The sequence below is a fragment of the Xanthomonas sp. NCPPB 1068 genome (assembly GCF_041479385.2).
GTDB lineage: Bacteria > Pseudomonadota > Gammaproteobacteria > Xanthomonadales > Xanthomonadaceae > Xanthomonas > Xanthomonas cannabis.
In genome coordinates, this window is sequence record NZ_CM192986.1 from 852291 (window position 1) to 873673 (window position 21383).

Sequence of the window (21383 nt, forward strand, 5' to 3'; positions counted from 1 at the left end):
CGCGGCCGTTTCTCCCGGAGACCTTCATGCAGCCCCTTCAATGCCGTGCACGCATCGACGCACTCATCTCGCGCAAACGCGCGCGTGGCTTCACCCTGGTCGAGCTGATGGTGGTCATCGTCATCATCGGCCTGCTCGCCACCGTGGTGATGATCAACGTGATGCCCAGCCAGGACCGCGCCATGGTCGAAAAAGCGCGCGCCGATGTGGCAGTGCTGGAACAGGCGCTGGAAACCTACCGCCTGGACAACCTCAGCTACCCGAGCACCGAACAAGGGCTGCAGGCCTTGCTCAACCCGCCGAGCGGATTGACGCGACCAGAGCGTTATCGGCAGGGCGGCTATATCCGGCGGCTGCCGGAAGACCCGTGGGGCCACGCCTATCAATACCGCCGCCCGGGCCGCAACGGCGGCTTCGACGTCTACTCGTTTGGCGCCGATGGTGCAGAGGGCGGCGATGCCGACAACGCCGATATCGGCAACTGGCGCTGAGTGCCGACAGTACCTGCCACTGCACAGCCACCATCCATGTGCATGCGAGTGCACGCGGCGCCAACGCACGCGCGCGGCTTCACCCTGCTCGAGGTGCTCGCGGTGCTGGTGATCACCGCGCTTGCCAGCACGCTGGTGGTGATGACCTTGCCCGATACGCAGCGCGATCTGCACGATCACGCCGATACCCTGGCCAGCGCGCTGATGCAGGCACGCGATGAGGCGATCATGAGTTTGCGCATGGTAGAGGTCAGTATCGATGCCGGCGGCTACGCGTTCCGTCGCCAGGCGCAGCAGCGCTGGATCGTGTTGGATGAAACGCCGTTCGCAGCCATGCGCTGGCCGGACGGCATCCAGGCGCAGTTGCCCGCCGGCAGCGAGCGACTGAGCGTGCGTTTCGATCCCACCGGTGCGGCCACGCCGCAACGCATCGCTTTGGGGGATGGTCGGCAGCAGATGCAGGTGGTGGTGGATGCCGCCGGTGTGGTGCAGGTCGATGCGCCCTCGCGCTGAGCCACGCGCATCGGGCGGTTTTTCGCTGCTCGAACTGATGGTCGCGCTGGCGATCTTCGGCATGGCGGTGGTCGGTCTGTTGAATCTGTTCGGCGAGAGCACCCGCACGGCGGTGGTGCTGGAAGAGCGTGCACTGGCTGCGGTGGTGGCAGAGAACCAGGCCATCGAAGCGATGCTGTCGCCCGCTGCTGCCGTACGCGCACCGGCGAACGGGCAGGCAGTGCTCGGCGATCGCCGCTGGGAGTGGCAACGCCAGGCCATGCCGGCCGGCGCTGCAGGCCTGGTGCGGATCGAGGTGCGCGTGCGCGCCGCAGGCCAGGCGCAGGAAGTGGCCAGTCTGAGTGTGTTGCGGAGTGTCGAATGATCCGCAGGCAGCGCACGCGCGGCTTCACCTTGATCGAACTGCTGGTGGCTCTGGCGGTATTCGCGCTGGTGGCCGCAGCGGCGGTGGTGGTGATGCGGCAGAGTATCGATCAGCGCGATGTCGTGCGTGCGCGGCTGCAGCAGATTCGCGATTTCCAACTCATGCATGGCCTGCTACGCAGCGATCTGCAACAGGCCGCAGTGCGCCGCACCCGCAACAGCGAGGGAGGTGCCGCCCGCAGTGCATTTGTCGCAAGCGCGCCGGGGACGCAGGGGCCGTTGTTCGGCTTTGTGCGGCGTGGCTGGAGCAATCCGGACCAGTTGCCGCGTGCGTCGCTGCAATACGTGGAATACCTCGTGGTGGATGGGCGGCTGGAGCGCAGCGCACGCCCTGCGCTCGACGGCGCAACCGCCGGCACGCCGCAAGTGCTGTTGCGCGGTGTGCGCTCGGCAGTGGTGGCGTTCCATTACCGCGCGCAGTGGAGCGATGGCTGGAGCGGCGGGCTGGAAGCAGTGCCGGATGCGGTCGCGCTGGAGCTGGAGCTGGAACACTGGGGACGGGTGCGCCAGCTGTTCCTGCTGCCGGAGGGGCGCACATGAGCACACTGCACGTCCCTGCCAGGCAACGGGGCGTGGCCTTGCTCACGGTGTTGCTGCTGGTTGCAGTGATGACCTTGCTGATGGCCGCCGTGCTGGACGACCTGCGCTTTGGGCTGCGCCGTAGCGGCAATGGCGCGGCGATGACGCAGGCGCAGTGGTACGCACTGGGGAGCGAGACCGTCGCGCGCCAACGGCTGCAGGCCATGGCAAAGCGCGATCCGCTGCGCACCACCCTGGACGGCGGCTGGAACGACCAGCCGATCCGCTTTCCGTTGGACGACGGTGCCGTGAGCGTGCGCCTGCGCGACCGCGGCGGCTGCTTCAATCTCAACAGCGTGGTCGTCGGTGCGCCCGAGCAATGGCAGCGCAGCGACGAAGGTGCACGTCAATACCGCGCCTTGCTCGAAGTGCTGGGCATCGCCCCGCAAAAGGCGCAGGCGCTGACCGATGCGCTGGTGGACTGGATCGACAGCGACGCGCAGCCCGGCGCGCAAGGTGCCGAAGACGACCGCTACCTGCAGGCTGCCGTGCCGCTGCGCACCGGTGCGACGTTGCTGGCAGGCATCAGCGAACTGCGTGCCATCGACGGCTACACGCCGCAGCTGGTCGCGCAACTGCAGCCGTACGTGTGTGCGCTGCCGGAAGGACGCCTGTCGCCGATCAACGTCAACACGCTGCGCCTGCAGGATGCGCCGGTGCTGGTGGCGCTGACCGGCGGTGCACTGGCGTTGCCGGCCGCGCGAAGCGTCATCGCCGCACGGCCGGCCGGAGGATGGCGCGACGTCAGGACGTTCCTTAGCCAGCCGGCGTTGCTGCAGGCCGAGCCTGCCAATGCAGTGTTGGAACAGATCGAACTCCGCACCCACTATTTCTCTCTTTACAGCCAGGTCGACCATGCCGGCGCGCAGGTCCTGCTGGAAGCGTTGCTGCAACAGGAAGCAGCCGGCCGTGTGCGGCTGGTGGCGCGCCAATGGAGTTCCGACGAATGAGTAGTACCTTGCTGTTGCTGCCAGCCGATGCCGCGGCAGACCCCATTGCCGTGCGCGTGGATGCGCAGGGGCATGCCCTGGTGCAGCACACGCCCAGCGCACTGCACGAACGTTCCGCGCACACGCTGCTGGTGGTGCCGGGCAGTGCGGTGCATCTGCGCTGGATGACGCTGCCAGGCCGCAGCGTTGCGCAATCGGTGGCGGCCGCGCGGCTGCAACTGGCCGAGCATCTGGCCACCGATGCGCAGGCCGTGCATGTGGCAATCGCCGAACAGGCCGAGCCCGACGGCACACGCCTGGTTGCGGCCGTGGACGCTGCGGTGATGCACCAGTGGTTGCAGCGCGCCGCGAGTGTGGGCGTGGTGCCCGATACGGTGGTGCCGGATTGTCTGTTGCTGGACAACGCCGATGCCGATCAGGCACCCACCGTGGTGGAATGGGATGGGCGCTGGCTGCTACGCGGGCCGCGCCTGGCCTGCAGCCTGGAGCCGCCGCTTGCGCAGCTGCTGCTCGCCGCGCAACCGCGTGCAGCAACGCTGCCGCCGGAGGCAGATCCGCACCGCGCCATCGCGCAGTTCGCGCGCCATGCCGTGACAGCCCCGCTCGATCTGCGGCAGCACGCCTTTGCAATCCGGCCACAAGCGCGCTCCGGTTTCAGTTTGCGCATGCTGGCCGCATTGCTGGCGCTGCTGGTGGTCTCACCGCTGCTGTTGCTGCTTGCGCAAACGTTGCGCTACGAGATCGGTGCGCGTGTGCTGCAAGCACGCGTCGCCGCGCAGTTGGGTGTGCGCGATGCAGCGGCGGTGCCTGCCGCACTGCAGGCACGCCGCCAGGCGGGCACGGCGGCCGATCGGCTGGCCGTGCAACTGGGTGCCCTGTTCGCAGCGGTCGATACGCTTCCGGCTGCGGAACTGGACCAGCTCGATTACCGCGCCACACAGCCGCTGCGCGCGACCTTGCTGCACACCGATGGAGCAGACCTGCAACAGCTATCTGCCCGGCTTGCCGAGGCGGGTTGGCACATTGATCCCGGCGGCAGTCAGGTCGAAGACGATCGCATGCGGACGCCATTCGCACTGGAGCCGTTGCGATGAAGGCGTCTTTGCAACGCGGCGCGCAGTGGTGGCAGGCGCGGGCGCCGCGCGAGCGGCGCATGCTGGGTCTGATGTGCGCTGCGCTGGCGGCGTTCATTGGTTGGTATGCGCTCTACACCCCATTGCGGCACTGGCATGACCGGGCCTGGGCGCGCTACGCCGATGCAGCGCAGCTGGTCCTCGACACTTCTGCGCAGGCAGCGTCGACCAAGCGCAGCGCCGCCCCGGGCCCCGCGGCATTGGCCGGGATCATCGCAACCAGCGCACGCGATGCCGGCGTCACCATCAGCTTGCAGCAGCGCAGCGCGGCGGGTGGGGTGGAGGTGCAGATCGATGCGGTCAGCGCCGCTGCGCTGTTCGGCTGGCTCGAGCGGTTGCGGCAAGCACACGGCCTGGCCCCGACCCAGCTGAGCGTCGTGCGCGATCAGGGCCAACTCCGCGTACGCTGCGGGTTTGCGGAACCTGTCCCGTGACACGAATACGTTGGACCTTGCTCTTGCTGTTGATGCTGGGTGCCGCGCTGCTGGCATCGCTGCCGTTGCGCCTGGTGCTGCCACGCGAGGGGCTGCCCTTCTCGGTGCTGGAGGTGGAGGGGCCGGTATGGGCGGGTACCTTGAGGCAGGTGCAATGGCACGGCATCGCATTCGGCGATGTCGCGGTGCGGCCGCGCGTCGGTGCACTGTTGCGAGGCGAGCGTCAGGTGCACTTGCAGTCCACGCAGCTGCAACTTCAGCTGGTGGATGGCGCACAACACGGAATCCGCGATGCGCAGGGGCAGGTGTTGGTGCGCCAACCAGCGGGCCTGGCGTTGATCGATCTGGCAGTGGAGCTGCAGCGGGTGGATCTGCTGTTCGATGCCACCCGCTGCGTGCAGGCGCGTGGGCAGGTCAGTGTGCAGTTGCTGTCGAGTGGCATCGGTGACGTGCCCGGTCTGCCTCCGTTGCGCTTGTCCGGACAGCCGCGCTGCGTGGACGACACCGCCGTGCTGACCCTGCTGCCCGACACTGCGCTGCCTGCCGGCGTGCAGGCCACCACACAACTGCAACTCTGGCGCGATGGGCGTTGGCAGCTGCAGTCACGTGTCGATCCGGGTGAGGACGCGGTGCTGGGGGTGGCTCTGCAACTCTTGGGCTTCGCCGCTACCCCAGAGCGCAACTTGCTGCGCATCGACCAGGGGCAGCTGCGCTGAGCGCAGCGTTGCCTGCTACGCGCCAAGCACGCGTTCTCCTGCACCATTAGCGTGCATGTCTGACGGCGGTGGCTTGGTCCAGACCGATGTAGCGCGGTACCCGATCAGTCTGCTGACAACGTTGTCGGCCCCATGGCCGCAGGCAGTCATCGCTACAACTGGCTGGCTGTAGTGACGAGGCTTGCGCGCCGCGCTCGAGCTCGTAGAAGCGCGGAATGATGGACTGTGATGCGCCTTGCAACGATTGCGCGGCGATGTGCTCAGCCCAAGCCGAACGGGAATTGGTCTGGTGGCCGGAGATTGGTCATTGACTGGTTATGTGACAACGATTCCCGATCTGCACCCAGATGGTCCTGTATGCACCAAAGAAATGCCCTAAAAACAGTGCATCGCCCGATCTGCCAGCGCCAGCGAACATTTGCGACAGTGACTGTTGACATGATCTTTTAAAGACCATAAGAATCAAATCCACTGAATTGGTATTTGCCAATCAGGGCCGTTGATCAGCAATGGCAGGCGATGTCCGTCCTGGGAGGGAGACGGGCATCGGCACCCACGGGGGGCCGTACGGGGTGCTCGCACACAACAGATCGCAGGCGGTTCCGGATGTCCGGAACTGGTGGCCTGTGCGCGTGTGGGTGGGTTGCCCAACGCCGGATCTGTCATCGCTGATCGATCGGAATGCCAGCCGCGTCGTCGTCCAGCCATTCCACCTCAGGATCTCCCATGTCACCTGTCCCGCGTGCCCCGTTGCGTTGTTGTTCGCCTTCCTCGCTGTCCATTGCCATTGCGCTGTCGCTGCTCGCCTGTGGCGCCAACGCGCAGGCGCAGCAATCGCCGCCGGAAGCATCGGCGCAGATCTCCCAGCTCGACACCGTCAAGGTCACCAGCTCGTACCAGAAGAGCCTGATCACCGCCATGGACAACAAGCGCGACGACGTGCGCATGACCGACGGCATCTCGGCGCAGGACATCGGCAAGTTTCCTGCCGAGAACATCGCCGAAGCGATCCAGCGCATCCCCGGCGTGCAGATCTCCACCATCAACGGGCGCGGCTCCACCATCAGCGTGCGTGGTCTGGGCCCGCAGTACTCGGCCACCACCATCAACGGCCAGGTGATCAAGAGCGCCGATTTCACCGATGGATTCCGCTACGACATCATCCAGCCGGAAGTGGCTGCAGGGATCGAGGTGATCAAGTCGCCGTCGGCGGACATGGACGCCGGTGGCCTGTCCGGCACGGTCAACATCAACACCACCAAGCCGCTGGATTACCAGCAGACCAAGCTGCTGTTTTCGGCCAAGACCCAATATGCGGAATTTGCCGGCGGCTCGCCCACGCCCAAGGGGGTGCTGACCTATATCGACCAGTTCAAGTTCGGTGGCGGCGATCTGGGCGTGTTCCTCAGTACCGGCTACCAGAAGCTCAAGGACCGCGCCGATTATCTGTGGATCGACCGATGGTATACGCAGGACACCGACGCCGGCACCTTGTACATCCCGCGTCGCCCGCGCTATCGCTCGATCGAGCGCGAGACCACGCGCAAGATGTTCAATGGCGGCCTGCAGTGGAAGCCCAACGACCAGCTGGAAATGAACCTCACTGCGCTGTACTCGCAGGACAAGACCGCCAACGACATGAACCAGCTGGTGTATTCGTTCGAGCGCAACCCGCTGACGGTGCTACAGACCAACGGCTTGACCGCCACCCAGGTGTCGGCATCGGACTACTGGCTGGAAAACAATCGCCAGATCGAACAACACGATCTGTCCACGCAATTGTTCACCTACGACTTCAAATGGAAGGGCGATGCCTGGACGCTCGGTGGCGCGGCCAATTACACCCAGGGCAAGACCGACGAGAACGAACGCGCCGCAATCCTGGGCCGGATTCCCTCGGCGACATTGCTGGACACCTCCAATCCCGACGCGATTTCGCTGACCACCGATGCCGACGCCACCGATGCCAGCGCCTGGGACAAGGCCAATCTGGTGCGCAGCGAGTACCCCAACGGTTCCATCCAGTCGCTCAGCAACAAGGAATGGTCGCTGCAGCTGGATGCCGAACGGTATCTGGAGCTGGGTGCATTGAATGCGGTGCGCTTCGGCGCCAAGTACCGCCGCGAGACCTTCGAGCGCGACGTGCGCCGGCGCGACTTCCTGTATCTGCTCAGGACCGGTGCCGTGTCCGGCTTCGACATGTTCCCGGAGTTGTCGGCCGCCAACAGCACGGTCAGCAACTTCCTCGACGGGCAGCTGGCCTCGCAGGACAGCTGGGTCACCCCCGACATCGCGGCCTATGCCCGCTCGCTGGCGGCCGCCGGCATCACGGTGCCGGTGCTGTTCGCACCGCAAAGCAGCTACAGCATCGAGAACGATATTTCCTCGGCCTATGCGATGGCGCGCATCGATACCGACATCGGCAGCATGCGCCTGCGCGGCAACCTCGGCCTGCGGTATGAGAACACCAAGCGCACCACCGACACCTACCTGACCCAGGCGCAGGCGGCCAGCGACGATGCCAATGTGGTGATCGGTACTGCGCGCGCACCCTACGACTATTCCAACTGGCTACCCAGCCTGAATCTGGTGCTGGACATGCGCGAAGACCTGCTGCTGCGCTTTGCGGCCGCCAAGGTACTGGTGCGGCCGATTCTGGACAGCAATACCGCCATCGCCTCGACGATCTCCACCGGCACCAATACCGGCGGCACCACCACCTATGTCGTCACCCAGGGCCAGACCGATCTGAAGGCGCTGACCGCCGACCAGGCCGACCTGAGCCTGGAGTGGTACTACGGCAACGGCGGCGCGCTGACCGTGGCCGGGTTCTGGAAGAACATCAAGAACGGCACCTTCAACAGCATCGTTTGCCCGGGCGCCTTCAACGGCACTGCGCTGTCCAGCAACGCAGCCGGCGACTGCGTGGACAGTGGCGGCGACATCTACGAGATCACCGCCACCACCAACGACCCGAGCAAGGTCAAGATCCGCGGTTACGAGCTGGGCTGGACGCAATCGCTGGATGCCTGGTTGCCGATCGACGGCTTCGGGGTGACCACCAATTTCACCCGGGTGATTCCGCAGCGCGATACCGATTTCCAGATCCGCAACCTGTCCGAACAGACCTGGAACGCCACCGCGTACTGGGAGAGCGCGCATTATTCGGCGCGCGTCTCGCTCAACCATCGCAGCGAGTACGAACAGGACAGCAGCGACAGCTTCTTCGCGCGCGAAGGCCACACCATGAAGGCGCGCACCCAGCTGGATGCGGTGCTCGGCTATCAGGTCAACGACAAGCTGAGCTTCCAGCTCGGTGGTTTGAATCTCACCAACCGCACCGAAGAAGCGTACAAGGACATCGCCAGCCGCTGGCAGATGACCGGTGTCACCGGTCGCAGCTACTACCTGTCGATGCAGTGGGACATGCTGTGATGACGGGCGAGCGAGCGCGGTGCCAGCGCGCATCGCTGCGTGCCGCAGCCAGGAGCGCGTGCAACGCCGTCAGTCAGCGCAACGCCGCAGGCGCGATGGACGCGCGCCATGCGGCGGCCGCGCGGCGTGCGTCACGGGCTGCGCCTGCAGTGCAGGCGAGCGGGCGCTGCCATGCGCAGGCGTGAGTTCATCAAAGGCAGCGTCTGCGCCTCGTCGCTGCTGGGCGTACCGGCGTTGCTGCCAGGCGCGGCGAGCGCTGTCACCGCCCGCGCGAGCAGCGACGGCAAGCCGCGCCCGGCGCCGGCGGGCACCGATGACGGCGGCCAATGGCTGGACCTGGACGAGGGTTGGCGCTTCCATGCCGGCGATCTGCCGTTGCCGCGCCTGCTTGCGCAGGACGAGACCTACGACAATGCCAAGGCCGGCCGCGCCTGGGGTGCGGCGGCACCGGATTTCGACGACACCGGCTGGCGGCAGCTGCAATTGCCGCACGATTTCGTGGTGGAGCAGGCGGTGCGCGCCGACGCCAACATCGCGCAGGGCTATCGCCCGCGCGGCATTGCCTGGTACCGGCGCACGCTGCGGCTGGACGAGTCCGTGCGCGGCCAGGCGGTGGAGCTGCGTCTGGACGGCATCGCCAGCCACGCCACCGTGTGGGTCAACGGCATGCTGATGGCGCGCAGCTGGAGCGGCTACACCGGCCTGGTCATCGACCTCACGCCGGTCGCACGCTACGGCAATGCCTTGAACAGCATCGCCATCCGCGTCGATGCCGAGGCCATGGATGGCTGGTGGTACGAGGGCGGCGGCATCTACCGGCACACCTGGCTGGTGCTGCGTGCGCCCTTGCATATCGCCGGCGATGGTCTGGCAGCGGTGCCGCGCGAAGGGCCGGGCGATGTCTGGCAGGTGCCGGTGCAGCTGGAGCTGGTCAACAGCGGCGAACAGCCCGCCGACGCGTGGGTGGATGTGGCGCTGCACGACCCAAACGGGGTGGTCGTGGCAAGCGGCGGGACGCAATTGCGCGTGGCTGCATTCGGCACCGCGCAGGCGGCCATCAACGTGTCGGTGCCGCAGCCGCAGCGCTGGAGCCTGGACACGCCGGTGCTGTACCGCGTGCAGGCCAACGTGCGCGGCGCAGATGGCCGCAGCGACCGTGCCGAGTGCGACATCGGCTTTCGCAGCCTGCGCTTCGATGCCGACCACGGCTTCTTCCTCAATGGCCGCGCGCTCAAGATCAAAGGCGTGTGCCTGCATCAGGACCATGCTGGCGTTGGCGTGGCGCTGCCCGATGCGCTGCATGTGTTTCGCCTGCAGCGCCTGAAATCGATGGGCTGCAACGCCATCCGCCTGCATCACGCGGTGGCGCCGGAATTGCTGCAGGCCTGCGACCGGCTCGGCATGCTGGTGATGGCCGAGAATCGGCTGTTCAATCCTGCGCCCGAGTATGTGGCGTTGCTGCGCACCATGGTGCGGCGCCAGCGCAACCACCCCAGCGTGTTCCTGTGGTCGCTGCTCAACGAAGAACCGCTGCAGGGCACCGCCACCGGTTACGCGATCATGGCGCGCGCCGCCAGCGCGGTGCGTGCGCTCGACGACAGCCGCCCGATCACGGCCGGCATGAACGATGGCATGTTCGCCACCCGCGGCGCGGCCGACGTGGTGGACGTGCTCGGCTTCAACTATCGCCAGTACAACTACGACCGCGTGCATGCCGCCCGCCCACGCACGCCGATGTTGTCCAGCGAAGACACCAGCGCATTCCAGACGCGTGGTGCATGGTTCACCGACCTGCACGCGCATGTGGTGGCCGAAGACGACAGCCTGGCTGCAGACTGGGGCAACACCCATCGCCGCGCCTGGCAGCTGATTGCCGAACGCCCATTCGTCGCCGGCAGTTTCGTGTGGACCGGCTTCGATTATCGCGGCGAACCCACGCCGTTCGAGTGGCCGTCGGTGGGGTCGTTCTTCGGCATCATGGACCAGTGCGGATTTGCCAAGGGTGCCTATTGGTTGCGTCGCGCGTTGTGGATCGACGATACGCCGGTGTTGCATCTGTTGCCGCACTGGAACTGGCCCGGCCGCGAAGGCCGGCCGATCAAGGTGATGGCATTCTGCAATGCCGGGCAGGTGGAGCTGTGGCTCAACGGCCGCTCGCTGGGGAAACAGGCGGTGGATCGCGCGCAGATGAATCAGTGGCAGCTGGACTACGCGCCAGGCGTGCTCGAAGCGGTGGCCTGGCGCGACGGCCGCGAGGTGGCGCGTACGCGAGTGGAAACCACCGGCGCGCCGGTCGCGTTGCGGCTCACGCCGGACCGCACCCAGCTACGCGACGATGGCCGCGATGCGCAACCGGTGACCTTGGAGGCGCTGGATGCACAGGGCCGCCACGTGCCCGATTGCAATGCGTTGCTGACGCTGCAGATCAGCGGTGGCCGCTTGCTCGGCCTGGGCAATGGCGACCCGAATGCGCACGCCGCCGATCAGGGCACGCACGTGGCCTTGTTCAACGGGCTGGCGCAGGCGATCGTGCAGGCCGGGCGCGGCGCCGGCGTGTTACGGCTGCAGGCGCGCAGCGCAGGCTTGCGCGATGCGGTGCTCGAGATCGCGCGCGTGGCCGTGCCGCTGCCAGCCAGCGTTCCGATCGTGGCGCCGGTGATGGTGGTCGAAAGCTGGCGCCACACCGCCGCCTTCGCGCAGCCGCCGCCGGCGGATCTGTCGCGCCGCCCCAACGACAACAATAGCTGGAGCAACACCTTGCCCGGCACGCTGGAAACCGCGCCCGAACGCGCCGGCTACGTGTTGTACCGCACCCAGTTCACACCGTGGCAAGGCGTGCAGACCCACGGCGGCATGCTCGATCTGGGGCGCCTCAGTGGGCCGGCGCAGGTGTTTCTGGATGGCCGCGCCGTGGCGCAAGCGGCCGCTGGCACGCCGATCAAGTTGGTGCTTGCACCCGCGACCGGCACGCGCACGCTGGCGGTGATCCTGCAGGTTCCCGCCGACCAGCCGTTTGGATTCCACGACGTCGTCACCGTGCACCACCGGAACTCGCCATGATCGCCTCATCGTTCTTACCGTCGTCACCCGCACGTCTATTTGCCGGCGCGGTGCTGAGCGCGCTGCTCGCACTTCCGCACAGCGTGCTGGCCGCACCGCCCGCACAAGCGGTGGTGCAACGTTTGATCGGCCCGCGCGCCGCGCAGTTCGAGATGACCGTGGCGCCGCGCGGCGACGGCGCGGACTGGTACCGCATCGACGCCGGCGGCGACACCGTGCGCATTGCCGGCTCCTCGCAAGTGGCATTGGCACGCGCCGCCTACGCGTATCTCGGCCAGGCCGGCGCGGCCTCGATGAGTTGGGAAGGCGACCGCGTCGCACTGCCGGCGCAATGGCCGGCCTACCACAGCGGCCAGGTGCGTACGCCGTTTGCCCATCGCGCCTATCTCAACACCTGCACCTACGGCTACACCACGCCGTTCTGGGATTGGTCACGCTGGCAGCGCGAGATCGACTGGATGGCGTTGCACGGCATCGACATGCCGCTGGCGATGGAAGGACAGGAGGCGATCTGGCAGGCGCTGTGGCGCGAGTTCGATGTCAGCGATGACACGTTGGCGGAATACTTCTCCGGCCCGGCATTCACCCCATGGCAACGCATGGGCAATATCGAGGGCTATCGCGCGCCGTTGCCGCAGCAATGGATCGACAGCAAGCGCGTACTGCAGACGCAGATCCTAACGCGCATGCACGAGCTGGGCATGCAGCCGGTGTTGCCGGCATTTGCCGGTTACGTGCCCAAGGCGTTCGCGCAGGCGCATCCGAACGCGCGCATCTACCGCATGCGCGCCTGGGAAGGTTTCCACGAAACCTATTGGCTGGATCCGCGCGATCCGTTGTTCGCCAAAGTCGCACGCCGTTTCCTCGAGCTGTACACGCAGACCTACGGCGCAGGCGAGTTCTATCTGGCCGATGCCTTCAACGAAATGCTGCCGCCGGTGGCCGACGACGGCAGCGACGTGGCCGCCGCCAAGTACGGCGACAGCATCGCCAACTCCGACGCCGCACGTGCCAAGGCCGTGCCAGCGGCGCAACGGGATGCGCGCCTGGCCGAGTACGGGCAGGCCTTGTATCGCTCCATTGCGCAGGTCAATCCACAGGCCACCTGGGTGATGCAGGGCTGGCTGTTCGGCGCCGACCGCGAGTTCTGGCAACCGCAGGCGATCGCCGCGTTTCTGGGCAAGGTGCCCGATGCGCGCTTGATGGTGCTGGACATCGGCAACGACCGTTATCCCGGCACCTGGAAGGCCTCGCAGGCCTTCGACAACAAACAGTGGATTTACGGCTACGTGCACAACTACGGTGCCAGCAATCCGTTGTACGGTGACTTCGCGTTTTATCGACAGGATCTGCAGGCCTTGCTGGCCGATCCGGACAAACGCAATCTGCGCGGGTTTGGCGTGTTTCCCGAAGGCTTGCACAGCAACTCGGTGGTCTACGAGTATCTGTACGCGCTGGCCTGGGAAGGGCCGCAGCAATCCTGGTCGCAGTGGCTCACGCAGTACACGCGTGCGCGCTACGGCCGCAGCGACGGGGTATTGCTGCAGGCCTGGTCGGAGCTGGAAGCCGGCATCTATCAGACCCGGTACTGGTCGCCGCGCTGGTGGAACAAGCGTGCCGGTGCGTATCTGCTGTTCAAGCGGCCGACTGCCGACATCGTCGGCTTCGACGATCGCCCCGGCGATCCACAACGCCTGCGCCGCGCGATCGACGCATTGTTGCAGCAAGCAGACCGCTATGCCGATGTACCGCTATACCGCTACGACCTGATCGAAGATGCGCGGCATTACCTCAGCCTGCACGCCGACCGCCAACTGCAGGCGGTGGTGCAGGCCTACACGGCCGGCGACTTCGCACGGGGGGATGCGTTGTTGGCGCGCACGACACGATTGGTGCAAGGGCTCGATGCACTGGTCGGCGGCCAACACGAAACCCTGGCCGACTGGACCGGCCAGGCGGCTGCCGCAGCGGGCGACGATGCCGCGTTGCGTCGCGCCTATGTCGGCAATGCGCGTGCCCAGGTCAGCGTCTGGGGCGGCGACGGCAATCTGGCCGATTACGCGTCCAAGGCGTGGCAGGGCATGTACGCGGATTTCTATCTGCAGCGCTGGACGCGGTTTTTGAGCAGCTACCGTGCTGCGCGCAAGGCAGGCACGCCGTTCGACGCAGCGGCGGTCAATACCCAGCTTGCAGCGTGGGAACGCCAATGGGCCGAGCAGGGTGCGGTATCGAAGCGTCAGCCACCGCGCGATCCATTGACCTTGCTGCGCACATTGCTGGCGCAGGTGGACGCGCAGGATGACGTGCAGAGCGCAGCGGAAAGCGCCAGGCAAAGCGCAATGCAAGGCATCGCCAAGGAAAACGTGCAAGAGATTGCGCACGGCGCCGTGCACAGCACCACGCAAGGAACTGCGCAATGAACAGATCCGGATTGCACATGCTGCTCGTGCTGGAGCGTGGTAGCGCCGCTGCAAGCACGCAGCTCATAGGTGGCACAGACGCATGTCGGCCTCACCGGCAGACCCTGGGCAAGGCACTGCAATGAGCGCGCACACAGTCCCTGCTGCGGCTGGCACCGTACCCACACCGCCAAAGCGTGAACGCTTTCTCTCGCTGGACGTCTTCCGCGGCCTGACCATCTTCCTGATGATCCTAGTCAATACCGCCGGGCCGGGCGCGCAGGCGTATGCGCAGCTGACGCACGCTGCCTGGTTCGGCTTCACGCTTGCCGATCTGGTGTTTCCTTCGTTTCTGTTCGCGGTGGGTAGCGCGATGAGTTTTGCGCTGGCAACCGATACGCCACATTGGCAGTTTCTCGGCCGCGTGAGCAAGCGCGCGGCGCTGATCTTCGTGTGCGGCGTGCTGATGTACTGGTTCCCGTTTGTGCATCCGCAGCCCGGCGGTGGATGGGCGTTCACGGCAGTCGATCAACTCCGCCTCACCGGTGTGCTGCAGCGCATCGCGCTGTGCTATCTGCTCGCAGCACTGCTGGTGCGCTATCTGCCGCCACGCGGCATCGCGCCGGCCTGCGTGGCGTTGCTGCTGGGCTACTGGGCGGTGTTGTATCTGGTCGGCCAGCCCGGGGCGGAGTTGAGCAAGACCGGCAACGCCGGCACCCGGCTGGATCTATGGCTGTACGGGCGCGCGCACCTGTACCGCAAAGACGACGGCTTCGACCCCGAGGGCCTGCTCGGCACGCTGCCGGCCACCGTCAACGTGCTGGCCGGTTATCTGGGAGGACGCTTCCTGCAGCGGCGCGGCAAGACCGCTGCCGCCACGCGCAGCCTGTTGCTGGCGGGCGCGGGACTGGTGCTGCTGGCGTTGCTCTGGCACCCGGCCTGGCCGTTGTCGAAGAAGCTCTGGAGCGGGTCGTTCGTCGCCTGCACAGTGGGCCTGGACCTGCTGGTGCTGGGCATGCTCGTCTACCTGCTGGAGTTGCGCGGCTGGACCGGCGGTAGCGGCTTTTTCACCGTGCTGGGCCGCAACCCGCTGGCGATCTACCTGTTCTCCGAATTGTTCGTGGTGCTATTGCGGCTGCTCCCGGCCGGCGGTTCCGGGCTGGACCTTTACGCCTGGGCCGGCATTCGCGTGTTCCAGACCATCGCGCCGGGCCCGCTCGGTTCGCTGCTATGCGCGCTGAGCTACACGCTGCTGTGCTGGGCCGTGGGCTGGTGGATGGACCGAAGGCGCTGGTACCTGCGGCTGTGATCGCCCGGCCCCGCGCCCAGTGACGCAGCCCCGGGTGCTTGCAGTGCCGGGCTGGTTTTCGGCATGCCCACCCGCAGCTAATGCGCTGCGGTCAAATTGGTACTATATTGGACCTAACGAATCCAAGTCGGTCCGGAGGACAGGCAATGGCCAGACCGAAAACCGAAGCCCGATCTGACACCGATCCGCGGATGGACGCGCTGGCGCTCGATGGCGCCGCGCCGACGCCACTGTATCTGCAATTGGCGAGCAAGCTGGACGAACAGATCCGTGGCGGCCAGTGGAAGGCCGGCGAGGCGCTGCCGGCCGAGCGCCAGCTGTGCGAGCGCCTGCAGATCTCGCGGGTGACCCTGCGTCAGGCGGTGGATGTGCTGGTCGAACAAGGCCTGGTCTCGCGCCGGCAGGGCGCCGGCACCTTCGTCACCACCCAGATCCAGCATCAGCTCAGTGGCCTCACCAGCTTCAGCGAGACGCTGCGCATCAAGGGCTACGAGCCCGGCACGCGCTGGCTGGAGCGGCGGCTGCGCCCGGCACACGGCGAGGAAATCCTGCGGCTGGGGTTGTCGCCGGATGCGGCGGTGGCCTCGCTCACGCGTTTGCGCAGCGCCGACGACCGCGTCATGGCCTACGAGCACGCGGTGCTGCCGCAACGCATCGTCGCCGACCCGCAGCAGATCGGCGATTCGCTGTATAGCTACCTGGATGCGCAGGGCACGCCGGTGGTGCGCGCGCTGCAGTATTTCCGTGCGATCAATCTGCCGGCGCGGCTGGCCGAACACCTGCGCATGAAGACCGGCGAGGCGATCCTGCACGTGGTGCGCGTGGGCTATGCCCGCGATGGCAGCGCGATCGAATTGACCGACACCTATTGCCACAACGATTTCTACGATTTCGTCGCCGAACTGCGCCGCTGACGCCGACGGCATCCCCCACGACAACCTCAGAGCCCGCCGATCCATGACTACCGCCAGGCCCGCAAATCCCGTTGTCTCGATCGCCATCGTCGGCGTGCTGTTTTTCATCATCGGCTTTTTCACCTGGATCAACGGGCCGCTGATCACCTTCGTGCGGCTGGCGTTCGACCTCAACGAGGTCAACGCGTTTCTGGTGCTGATGGTGTTCTACCTGTCGTACTTCTTCCTGGCCTTGCCGTCGTCGTGGATACTCAAGCGCACCGGCATGAAGAAGGGCCTGGCGCTGAGCCTGGTGGTGATGGCGGTGGGTGCAGCCGGCTTCGGCCAGTTCGCCACGCAGCGCTGGTATCCCGGCGCGTTGGCGGGGCTGTTCGTGATCGGTAGCGGCCTGGCCTTGCTGCAGACCGCGATCAACCCCTACATCAGCATTCTCGGGCCGATCGAAAGCGCCGCGCGCCGCATCGCCCTGATGGGTATCTGCAACAAGATCGCCGGCATCCTGGCGCCGGTCCTGATCGGCTCGCTGGTGCTGCATGGCATCGGCGATCTGTCCGCGCAGGTGGCCAGCGCCACGCCGGCCGCCAAGGAGCAGTTGCTCACCGCATTCGCGGCCAAGATCCACGCGCCATATCTGGTGATGTCCGGGGTGTTGCTGATGCTGGCCATCGGCGTGCTGTTCTCGCCGCTGCCCGAGCTCAAGGCCTCCGAAGCCAATGCCACGCCCGGCAGCGCGACCGGCGTGCAGAAATCCAGCATCTTCCAGTTCCCGCACCTGTGGCTGGGAGTGCTGTGCCTGTTCGTCTACGTGGGTGTGGAAGTGATGGCCGGCGATGCCATCGGCACCTACGGCCACGGCTTCGATCTGCCACTGGACAGCACCAAGCTATTCACCTCCTACACGCTGGGCGCGATGTTGCTGGGCTACATCGCCGGCCTGGTGCTGATCCCCAACGTCATTTCGCAGGCGCGTTACCTGAGCGTGTCGGCGGTGCTGGGTGTGCTGTTTTCACTCGGCGCGTTGTTCACCCATGGCTACGTGTCGGTGGGCTTCGTGGCTGCGCTTGGGTTTGCCAACGCGATGATGTGGCCGGCGATCTTTCCGCTGGCCATTCGTGGGCTGGGCCGCTTCACCGAAATCGGCTCGGCACTGCTGGTGATGGGCATTGCCGGCGGCGCGATCATTCCGCAGCTGTTCGCCATTCTCAAGCAGCACTACGACTTCCAGGTCGTGTTCGCTGCGCTGATGGCGCCGTGCTATCTGTACATCCTGTTCTATTCGCTGCGCGGTCACCGCGTGGGCCTGCCGGCCCAGGCCAAGTGAACCAGCCAGCATGATGCGTTCCGACGAACAAGGCACACCCATGCGCAGGCCCACCATCAAAGACGTCGCCGAGCGCGCCAAGGTCTCGTTGAAGACCGTGTCGCGGGTGATCAACAACGAGCCCTCGGTGATGCAGGCCACGCGTGCACGCGTGCTGCGTGCCATTGCCGACCTCGACTACGAACCCGACCCGTCCGCGCGCAACCTGCGCAGCGGCACGCCGTTCGTGATCGGCCTGGTCTACGACAACCCCAACCCATACCACATCATCGGCATCCAGAACGGCGTGCTGGCCGCCTGCCGCGAAACCGGCTTCGGCCTGCAGATCCATCCCTGCGATTCCACTTCGCCGCTGCTGGCCGAAGAACTGGCCGAATGGGTGCAGCGCTCGCGTCTGGCCGGCGTGGTGTTGACCGCGCCGATGTCCGAGCGCCCGGAACTGCTCGCCGGTCTGGCCGCGCGCGGCATCAAGAGCGTGCGCATCATCGCCTCCACCGAAGACCCGGGCGATGGCCCTTGCGTCTACATCGACGACCGCGATGCCGCCTATGAAATCACCGAGCATCTGATCCAGCTCGGCCATCAACGCATCGGTTTTCTGTGGGGCGGCCCGCAGCACCGCTCCAGCGGCGAGCGCTATGCCGGCTACGAAGCGGCGTTGAAGGACTACGGCATCAACCTGGACAAGCATCTGGTGATTCCCGGCGACTACACCTTCGACGATGGCTTCCGTGGTGCGCGTCGGCTGTTGTCGCTGCGCGAACCGCCCACGGCCATCTTCGGCAGCAACGACGAAATCGCTGCCGGCGTGCTGGCCGCGGCCAAGTCCACCGGCATGAACGTGCCGTACCAGCTGTCCATTGCCGGCTTCGAAGACAGCCCGTTCTCGCGCCAGTCGTGGCCGGCATTGACCACCGCCAAGCAGGCCACCGAAGACATCGCGCGGCATGCCGCACGCTTGCTGATCAGCCAGCTGCGCAGCGATGCCTACGACGACCAGCCCGCGCAATTGCAGAACCGCGGCTTCGTGCCGCAGCTGGTGGTGCGCGGCTCCACCGCGCCGGCGCCTGCATCCACCGGCAAACCCCTCCCCCCCGAATCCGCCTGAGCCACGATGAGCCTTCCCACCGAAACCGACACCTTGATGTTCCGCGAGGCGGCGCAGACCGCCGATGTGGTCGCTGCACAGTTCGCGCGCAACGCCAACACCATCGCCGCGCTTGCGCAGTCGCTGCGCGACAACCCGCCACCGTTCGTGGTGACCTGCGCGCGCGGCAGCTCCGATCACGCGGCCACCTACGCCAAGTATCTGTTCGAAACCCAGCTCGGCATCGTCACCGCGTCTGCGTCGCCGTCGGTGGGCTCGGTGTATGCAGCGCCGCTGCAACTGCGTGGTGCGCTGTATATCGTGATTTCGCAATCGGGCAAGAGCCCGGACCTGTTGCGCAATGCCGAAGCGGCCAAGGCCGCCGGCGCGCGCGTGGTCGCCCTGGTCAACGTGGAAGATTCGCCGCTGGCGCAGCTGGCCGATGTGGTGATTCCGCTCGGCGCGGGTCCGGAAAAAAGCGTGGCCGCTACCAAGAGCTATCTCGCCTCGCTGGCCGCGGTGCTGCAGCTGGGCGCCTTGTGGAAGAACGACCCGGCCCTGCTCGCGGCGGTGGATGCGTTGCCGCAGCAACTGCGCAATGCCTGGCAGGCCGATTGGTCGGCACTGACCATCGGTTTGACGCCCGCGCATAACCTGTTCGTGCTGGGCCGCGGCCTGGGCCTGGGCGCGGCGCAGGAAGCGGCACTGAAGTTCAAGGAAACCTGCGGCCTGCATGCCGAAGCCTACAGCTCGGCCGAGGTCAAGCACGGGCCGATGGCGCTGGTGGGCCCGGGCTTTCCGGTGCTGGTGTTCGCGCAGCCGGATGAAACCGGCGCCGGTACCCGCGCGCTGGCCGAAGAATTCCGCGCACGCGGTGCGCAGGTGTGGCTGGCCGCGCCCGATGGCGATCTGCCGCTGGCCGACGCAGCGCATCCTGCCTGCGCACCGCTGCTCACCGTGCAGAGCTTCTACCGCGCGATCAATGCGCTGGCGCTGCAGCGCGGCCATAATCCCGATCTGCCGCCGCACTTGAACAAGGTTACGGAAACCGTTTGAACATGGATGCTCCCCGCACTCAGGCATTGTGCAACGCACGCGTACTCACCGACGACGGCCTGCAGGATGGCCTGGCCGTATTGCTGGACGGTGCGCAGATCCAGGCGATCGTGCCGGCTGATGATGCACGCGTGGCGCAGGCGCACACGCGCGTGGATCTGGGCGGCGCCACCCTGCTGCCGGGCTTCATCGACATCCAGGTCAACGGCGGCGGCGGGGTGTTGTTCAACAACGCACGCGACCCGCAGGCATTGGCCACGATCGCCGCGGCGCATCGCCGCTTTGGCACCACTGGCATGCTGCCCACGTTGATCAGCGACACTGCCGAGGTGATGGCCGAAGCGATCGATGCAACGCGTCAAGCCATCGCTCAAGGCGTGCCTGGTGTGCTCGGCATCCATCTGGAAGGCCCGTACCTCAGCCCAGCGCGCAAGGGCACGCACGACGCGCACAAGTTCCGCGTGCCGGATGCGCACGAGATTGCGGTCGACACCTCGCTGGACAACGGCGTCACCCTGATCACGCTCGCGCCCGAGCGCGTGCCGCTGGACGATATCCGTGCCTTCGTTGCCGGCGGCGCGATCGTGTTCGCCGGCCACACCGCGGCGACCTACGAGCAGGCACGCGACGGGATTGCGGCCGGCGTCAGTGGTTTTACGCATGTGTACAACGCGATGTCGCAACTGGCCGGACGCGAGCCCAACGCGGTCGGCGCGGCGCTGGAAGACCCCAATGTGTGGTGCGGCGTCATCGTCGATGGCGTGCACGTGCATCCGGCCAGCCTGCGCGTTGCCTTGGCGGCCAAACCGCGCGGCAAGGTGCTGCTGGTGACCGACGCCATGCCGATGGTCGGCAGCGACAGCCCCAGCTTCGACCTGTATGGCGAAACCATCACTGCGGTGGATGGCGTGGTGCGCAATGCCGATGGTGCACTCGCCGGCTCCGCACTAGACATGGCCACCGCCGTGCGCAACAGCGTGCAATGGCTGGGCGTGGATCTGGCCGAAGCCGCACGCATGGCATCCACATATCCCGCGCAATGCATCGGCCTGGGCGACCGCCTGGGACGCATCGCGCCGGGCTACCAGGCCGACCTGGTGCTGGTGGACGCAGAGGTACAGGTGCTCGGCACCTGGATTGGCGGGCAGCGGGAGTAAAGCGTTGCGCTTGCGCCGCGCGACCACGCGCGGCGTTCATGGCGTGTCGCATCGTTGCGAACCTTCGCCTACATCGCAGTGCGGCGTCTCTTCAGCGTCGCTACGCATTGCCGACCCTTCATGCACACCACACTGCGCGCGTGCAGACTCTGCGCCGCACCATTCGTGCGCGCAGCGGTGTGGCAACAGGCTGCAAGGCGCAACGGTCGGCACGCGTGCCGAAAGCAGTGAGACGACGGTCACGCGATCATCCAGACATCTGCGCAAAACGCGCTGTTTGACGCATAAAAATCCGCGTTCGTGCAGATGAGTTGACAGTGCCGCTTGCGATAGGCACTTTCACTGATAACGTTGTCAGCGAAGAGATTGCTCCACGTCCGAGAAAACATTGCCGGCCGCGCATCTT

The 21383-nt window shown here is 66.3% G+C and carries 17 protein-coding genes; all 17 read left to right on the forward strand.

Annotation, left to right across the window (positions count from 1 at the left end; translation table 11 throughout):
- Positions 1-26: 26 nt before the first annotated feature.
- The 17 genes from gspG to nagA all read left to right on the forward strand — a co-directional run bounded on the left by gspG (position 27) and on the right by nagA (position 20977).
- Positions 27-491 (forward strand): type II secretion system major pseudopilin GspG, encoded by a 465-nt coding sequence (gene gspG / locus ACCQ12_RS03610; protein WP_372382966.1) that lies wholly within the window; start codon positions 27-29, stop codon positions 489-491.
- Between the two features lie 42 nt (positions 492-533).
- Positions 534-1004, forward strand: coding sequence for a GspH/FimT family pseudopilin (locus tag ACCQ12_RS03615; RefSeq protein WP_372382967.1), 471 nt, complete (start codon positions 534-536; stop codon positions 1002-1004).
- Positions 988-1368 (forward strand): type II secretion system minor pseudopilin GspI, encoded by a 381-nt coding sequence (gspI, locus tag ACCQ12_RS03620; RefSeq protein ID WP_372382968.1) that lies wholly within the window; start codon positions 988-990, stop codon positions 1366-1368. The genes ACCQ12_RS03615 and gspI overlap by 17 nt, the downstream gene beginning before the upstream one ends.
- Entirely contained in the window at positions 1365-1967 is a 603-nt protein-coding gene (gspJ, locus tag ACCQ12_RS03625; protein WP_372382969.1) for a type II secretion system minor pseudopilin GspJ, read from the forward strand. The genes gspI and gspJ overlap by 4 nt, the downstream gene beginning before the upstream one ends.
- A complete protein-coding gene (gene gspK, locus ACCQ12_RS03630) occupies positions 1964-2956 on the forward strand; it encodes a type II secretion system minor pseudopilin GspK (RefSeq protein ID WP_372382970.1) in 993 nt (330 codons plus the stop codon). The genes gspJ and gspK overlap by 4 nt, the downstream gene beginning before the upstream one ends.
- Positions 2953-4050: a type II secretion system protein GspL gene (gspL, locus tag ACCQ12_RS03635; RefSeq protein WP_372382971.1), complete on the forward strand. Its 1098-nt coding sequence runs from the start codon at positions 2953-2955 to the stop codon at positions 4048-4050. The genes gspK and gspL overlap by 4 nt, the downstream gene beginning before the upstream one ends.
- The gene (locus ACCQ12_RS03640) at positions 4047-4523 is read left to right on the forward strand and encodes a type II secretion system protein M (protein WP_166750331.1); all 477 of its coding nucleotides are present in this window, start codon (positions 4047-4049) and stop codon (positions 4521-4523) included. The genes gspL and ACCQ12_RS03640 overlap by 4 nt, the downstream gene beginning before the upstream one ends.
- A gap of 5 nt (positions 4524-4528) precedes the next feature.
- Positions 4529-5239 (forward strand): type II secretion system protein N, encoded by a 711-nt coding sequence (gene gspN / locus ACCQ12_RS03645; protein WP_047697280.1) that lies wholly within the window; start codon positions 4529-4531, stop codon positions 5237-5239.
- Positions 5240-5965: 726 nt separating this feature from the next.
- Entirely contained in the window at positions 5966-8674 is a 2709-nt protein-coding gene (locus tag ACCQ12_RS03650; RefSeq protein ID WP_166750330.1) for a TonB-dependent receptor, read from the forward strand.
- 171 nt (positions 8675-8845) lie between these two features.
- Complete coding sequence (galA, locus tag ACCQ12_RS03655) at positions 8846-11734, forward strand: beta-galactosidase GalA (protein ID WP_372382972.1); 2889 nt, start codon at positions 8846-8848, stop codon at positions 11732-11734.
- Positions 11731-14154: an alpha-N-acetylglucosaminidase gene (locus tag ACCQ12_RS03660; protein WP_372382973.1), complete on the forward strand. Its 2424-nt coding sequence runs from the start codon at positions 11731-11733 to the stop codon at positions 14152-14154. The genes galA and ACCQ12_RS03660 overlap by 4 nt, the downstream gene beginning before the upstream one ends.
- Before the next feature lie 121 nt (positions 14155-14275).
- Complete coding sequence (locus tag ACCQ12_RS03665; RefSeq protein WP_372382974.1) at positions 14276-15442, forward strand: acyltransferase family protein; 1167 nt, start codon at positions 14276-14278, stop codon at positions 15440-15442.
- Positions 15443-15633: 191 nt separating this feature from the next.
- Entirely contained in the window at positions 15634-16356 is a 723-nt protein-coding gene (locus ACCQ12_RS03670) for a GntR family transcriptional regulator (RefSeq protein ID WP_047697111.1), read from the forward strand.
- Between the two features lie 43 nt (positions 16357-16399).
- The gene (locus ACCQ12_RS03675) at positions 16400-17677 is read left to right on the forward strand and encodes a sugar MFS transporter (protein WP_372382975.1); all 1278 of its coding nucleotides are present in this window, start codon (positions 16400-16402) and stop codon (positions 17675-17677) included.
- Positions 17678-17717: 40 nt separating this feature from the next.
- A complete protein-coding gene (locus ACCQ12_RS03680; protein WP_039414088.1) occupies positions 17718-18785 on the forward strand; it encodes a LacI family DNA-binding transcriptional regulator in 1068 nt (355 codons plus the stop codon).
- A gap of 6 nt (positions 18786-18791) precedes the next feature.
- A complete protein-coding gene (locus ACCQ12_RS03685) occupies positions 18792-19820 on the forward strand; it encodes an SIS domain-containing protein (RefSeq protein ID WP_372382976.1) in 1029 nt (342 codons plus the stop codon).
- 2 nt (positions 19821-19822) lie between these two features.
- Positions 19823-20977: an N-acetylglucosamine-6-phosphate deacetylase gene (nagA, locus tag ACCQ12_RS03690; protein WP_372382977.1), complete on the forward strand. Its 1155-nt coding sequence runs from the start codon at positions 19823-19825 to the stop codon at positions 20975-20977.
- Positions 20978-21383 lie beyond the last annotated feature (406 nt).

Excerpts from the sequence above, each read along its gene's own strand:
- ACCQ12_RS03640 (WP_166750331.1), top strand. The coding sequence starts at position 4,047 with ATGAAGGCGTCTTTGCAACGCGGCGCGCAGTGGTGGCAGGCGCGGGCG.
- galA (WP_372382972.1), top strand. The coding sequence starts at position 8,846 with ATGCGCAGGCGTGAGTTCATCAAAGGCAGCGTCTGCGCCTCGTCGCTG.
- ACCQ12_RS03615 (WP_372382967.1), top strand. The coding sequence starts at position 534 with ATGCGAGTGCACGCGGCGCCAACGCACGCGCGCGGCTTCACCCTGCTC.
- nagA (WP_372382977.1), top strand. The coding sequence starts at position 19,823 with ATGGATGCTCCCCGCACTCAGGCATTGTGCAACGCACGCGTACTCACC.
- ACCQ12_RS03665 (WP_372382974.1), top strand. The coding sequence starts at position 14,276 with ATGAGCGCGCACACAGTCCCTGCTGCGGCTGGCACCGTACCCACACCG.
- gspI (WP_372382968.1), top strand. The coding sequence starts at position 988 with ATGCGCCCTCGCGCTGAGCCACGCGCATCGGGCGGTTTTTCGCTGCTC.
- ACCQ12_RS03670 (WP_047697111.1), top strand. The coding sequence starts at position 15,634 with ATGGACGCGCTGGCGCTCGATGGCGCCGCGCCGACGCCACTGTATCTG.
- gspG (WP_372382966.1), top strand. The coding sequence starts at position 27 with ATGCAGCCCCTTCAATGCCGTGCACGCATCGACGCACTCATCTCGCGC.
- ACCQ12_RS03685 (WP_372382976.1), top strand. The coding sequence starts at position 18,792 with ATGAGCCTTCCCACCGAAACCGACACCTTGATGTTCCGCGAGGCGGCG.
- gspK (WP_372382970.1), top strand. The coding sequence starts at position 1,964 with ATGAGCACACTGCACGTCCCTGCCAGGCAACGGGGCGTGGCCTTGCTC.
- gspJ (WP_372382969.1), top strand. The coding sequence starts at position 1,365 with ATGATCCGCAGGCAGCGCACGCGCGGCTTCACCTTGATCGAACTGCTG.
- ACCQ12_RS03675 (WP_372382975.1), top strand. The coding sequence starts at position 16,400 with ATGACTACCGCCAGGCCCGCAAATCCCGTTGTCTCGATCGCCATCGTC.
- ACCQ12_RS03680 (WP_039414088.1), top strand. The coding sequence starts at position 17,718 with ATGCGCAGGCCCACCATCAAAGACGTCGCCGAGCGCGCCAAGGTCTCG.
- ACCQ12_RS03650 (WP_166750330.1), top strand. The coding sequence starts at position 5,966 with ATGTCACCTGTCCCGCGTGCCCCGTTGCGTTGTTGTTCGCCTTCCTCG.
- ACCQ12_RS03660 (WP_372382973.1), top strand. The coding sequence starts at position 11,731 with ATGATCGCCTCATCGTTCTTACCGTCGTCACCCGCACGTCTATTTGCC.
- gspL (WP_372382971.1), top strand. The coding sequence starts at position 2,953 with ATGAGTAGTACCTTGCTGTTGCTGCCAGCCGATGCCGCGGCAGACCCC.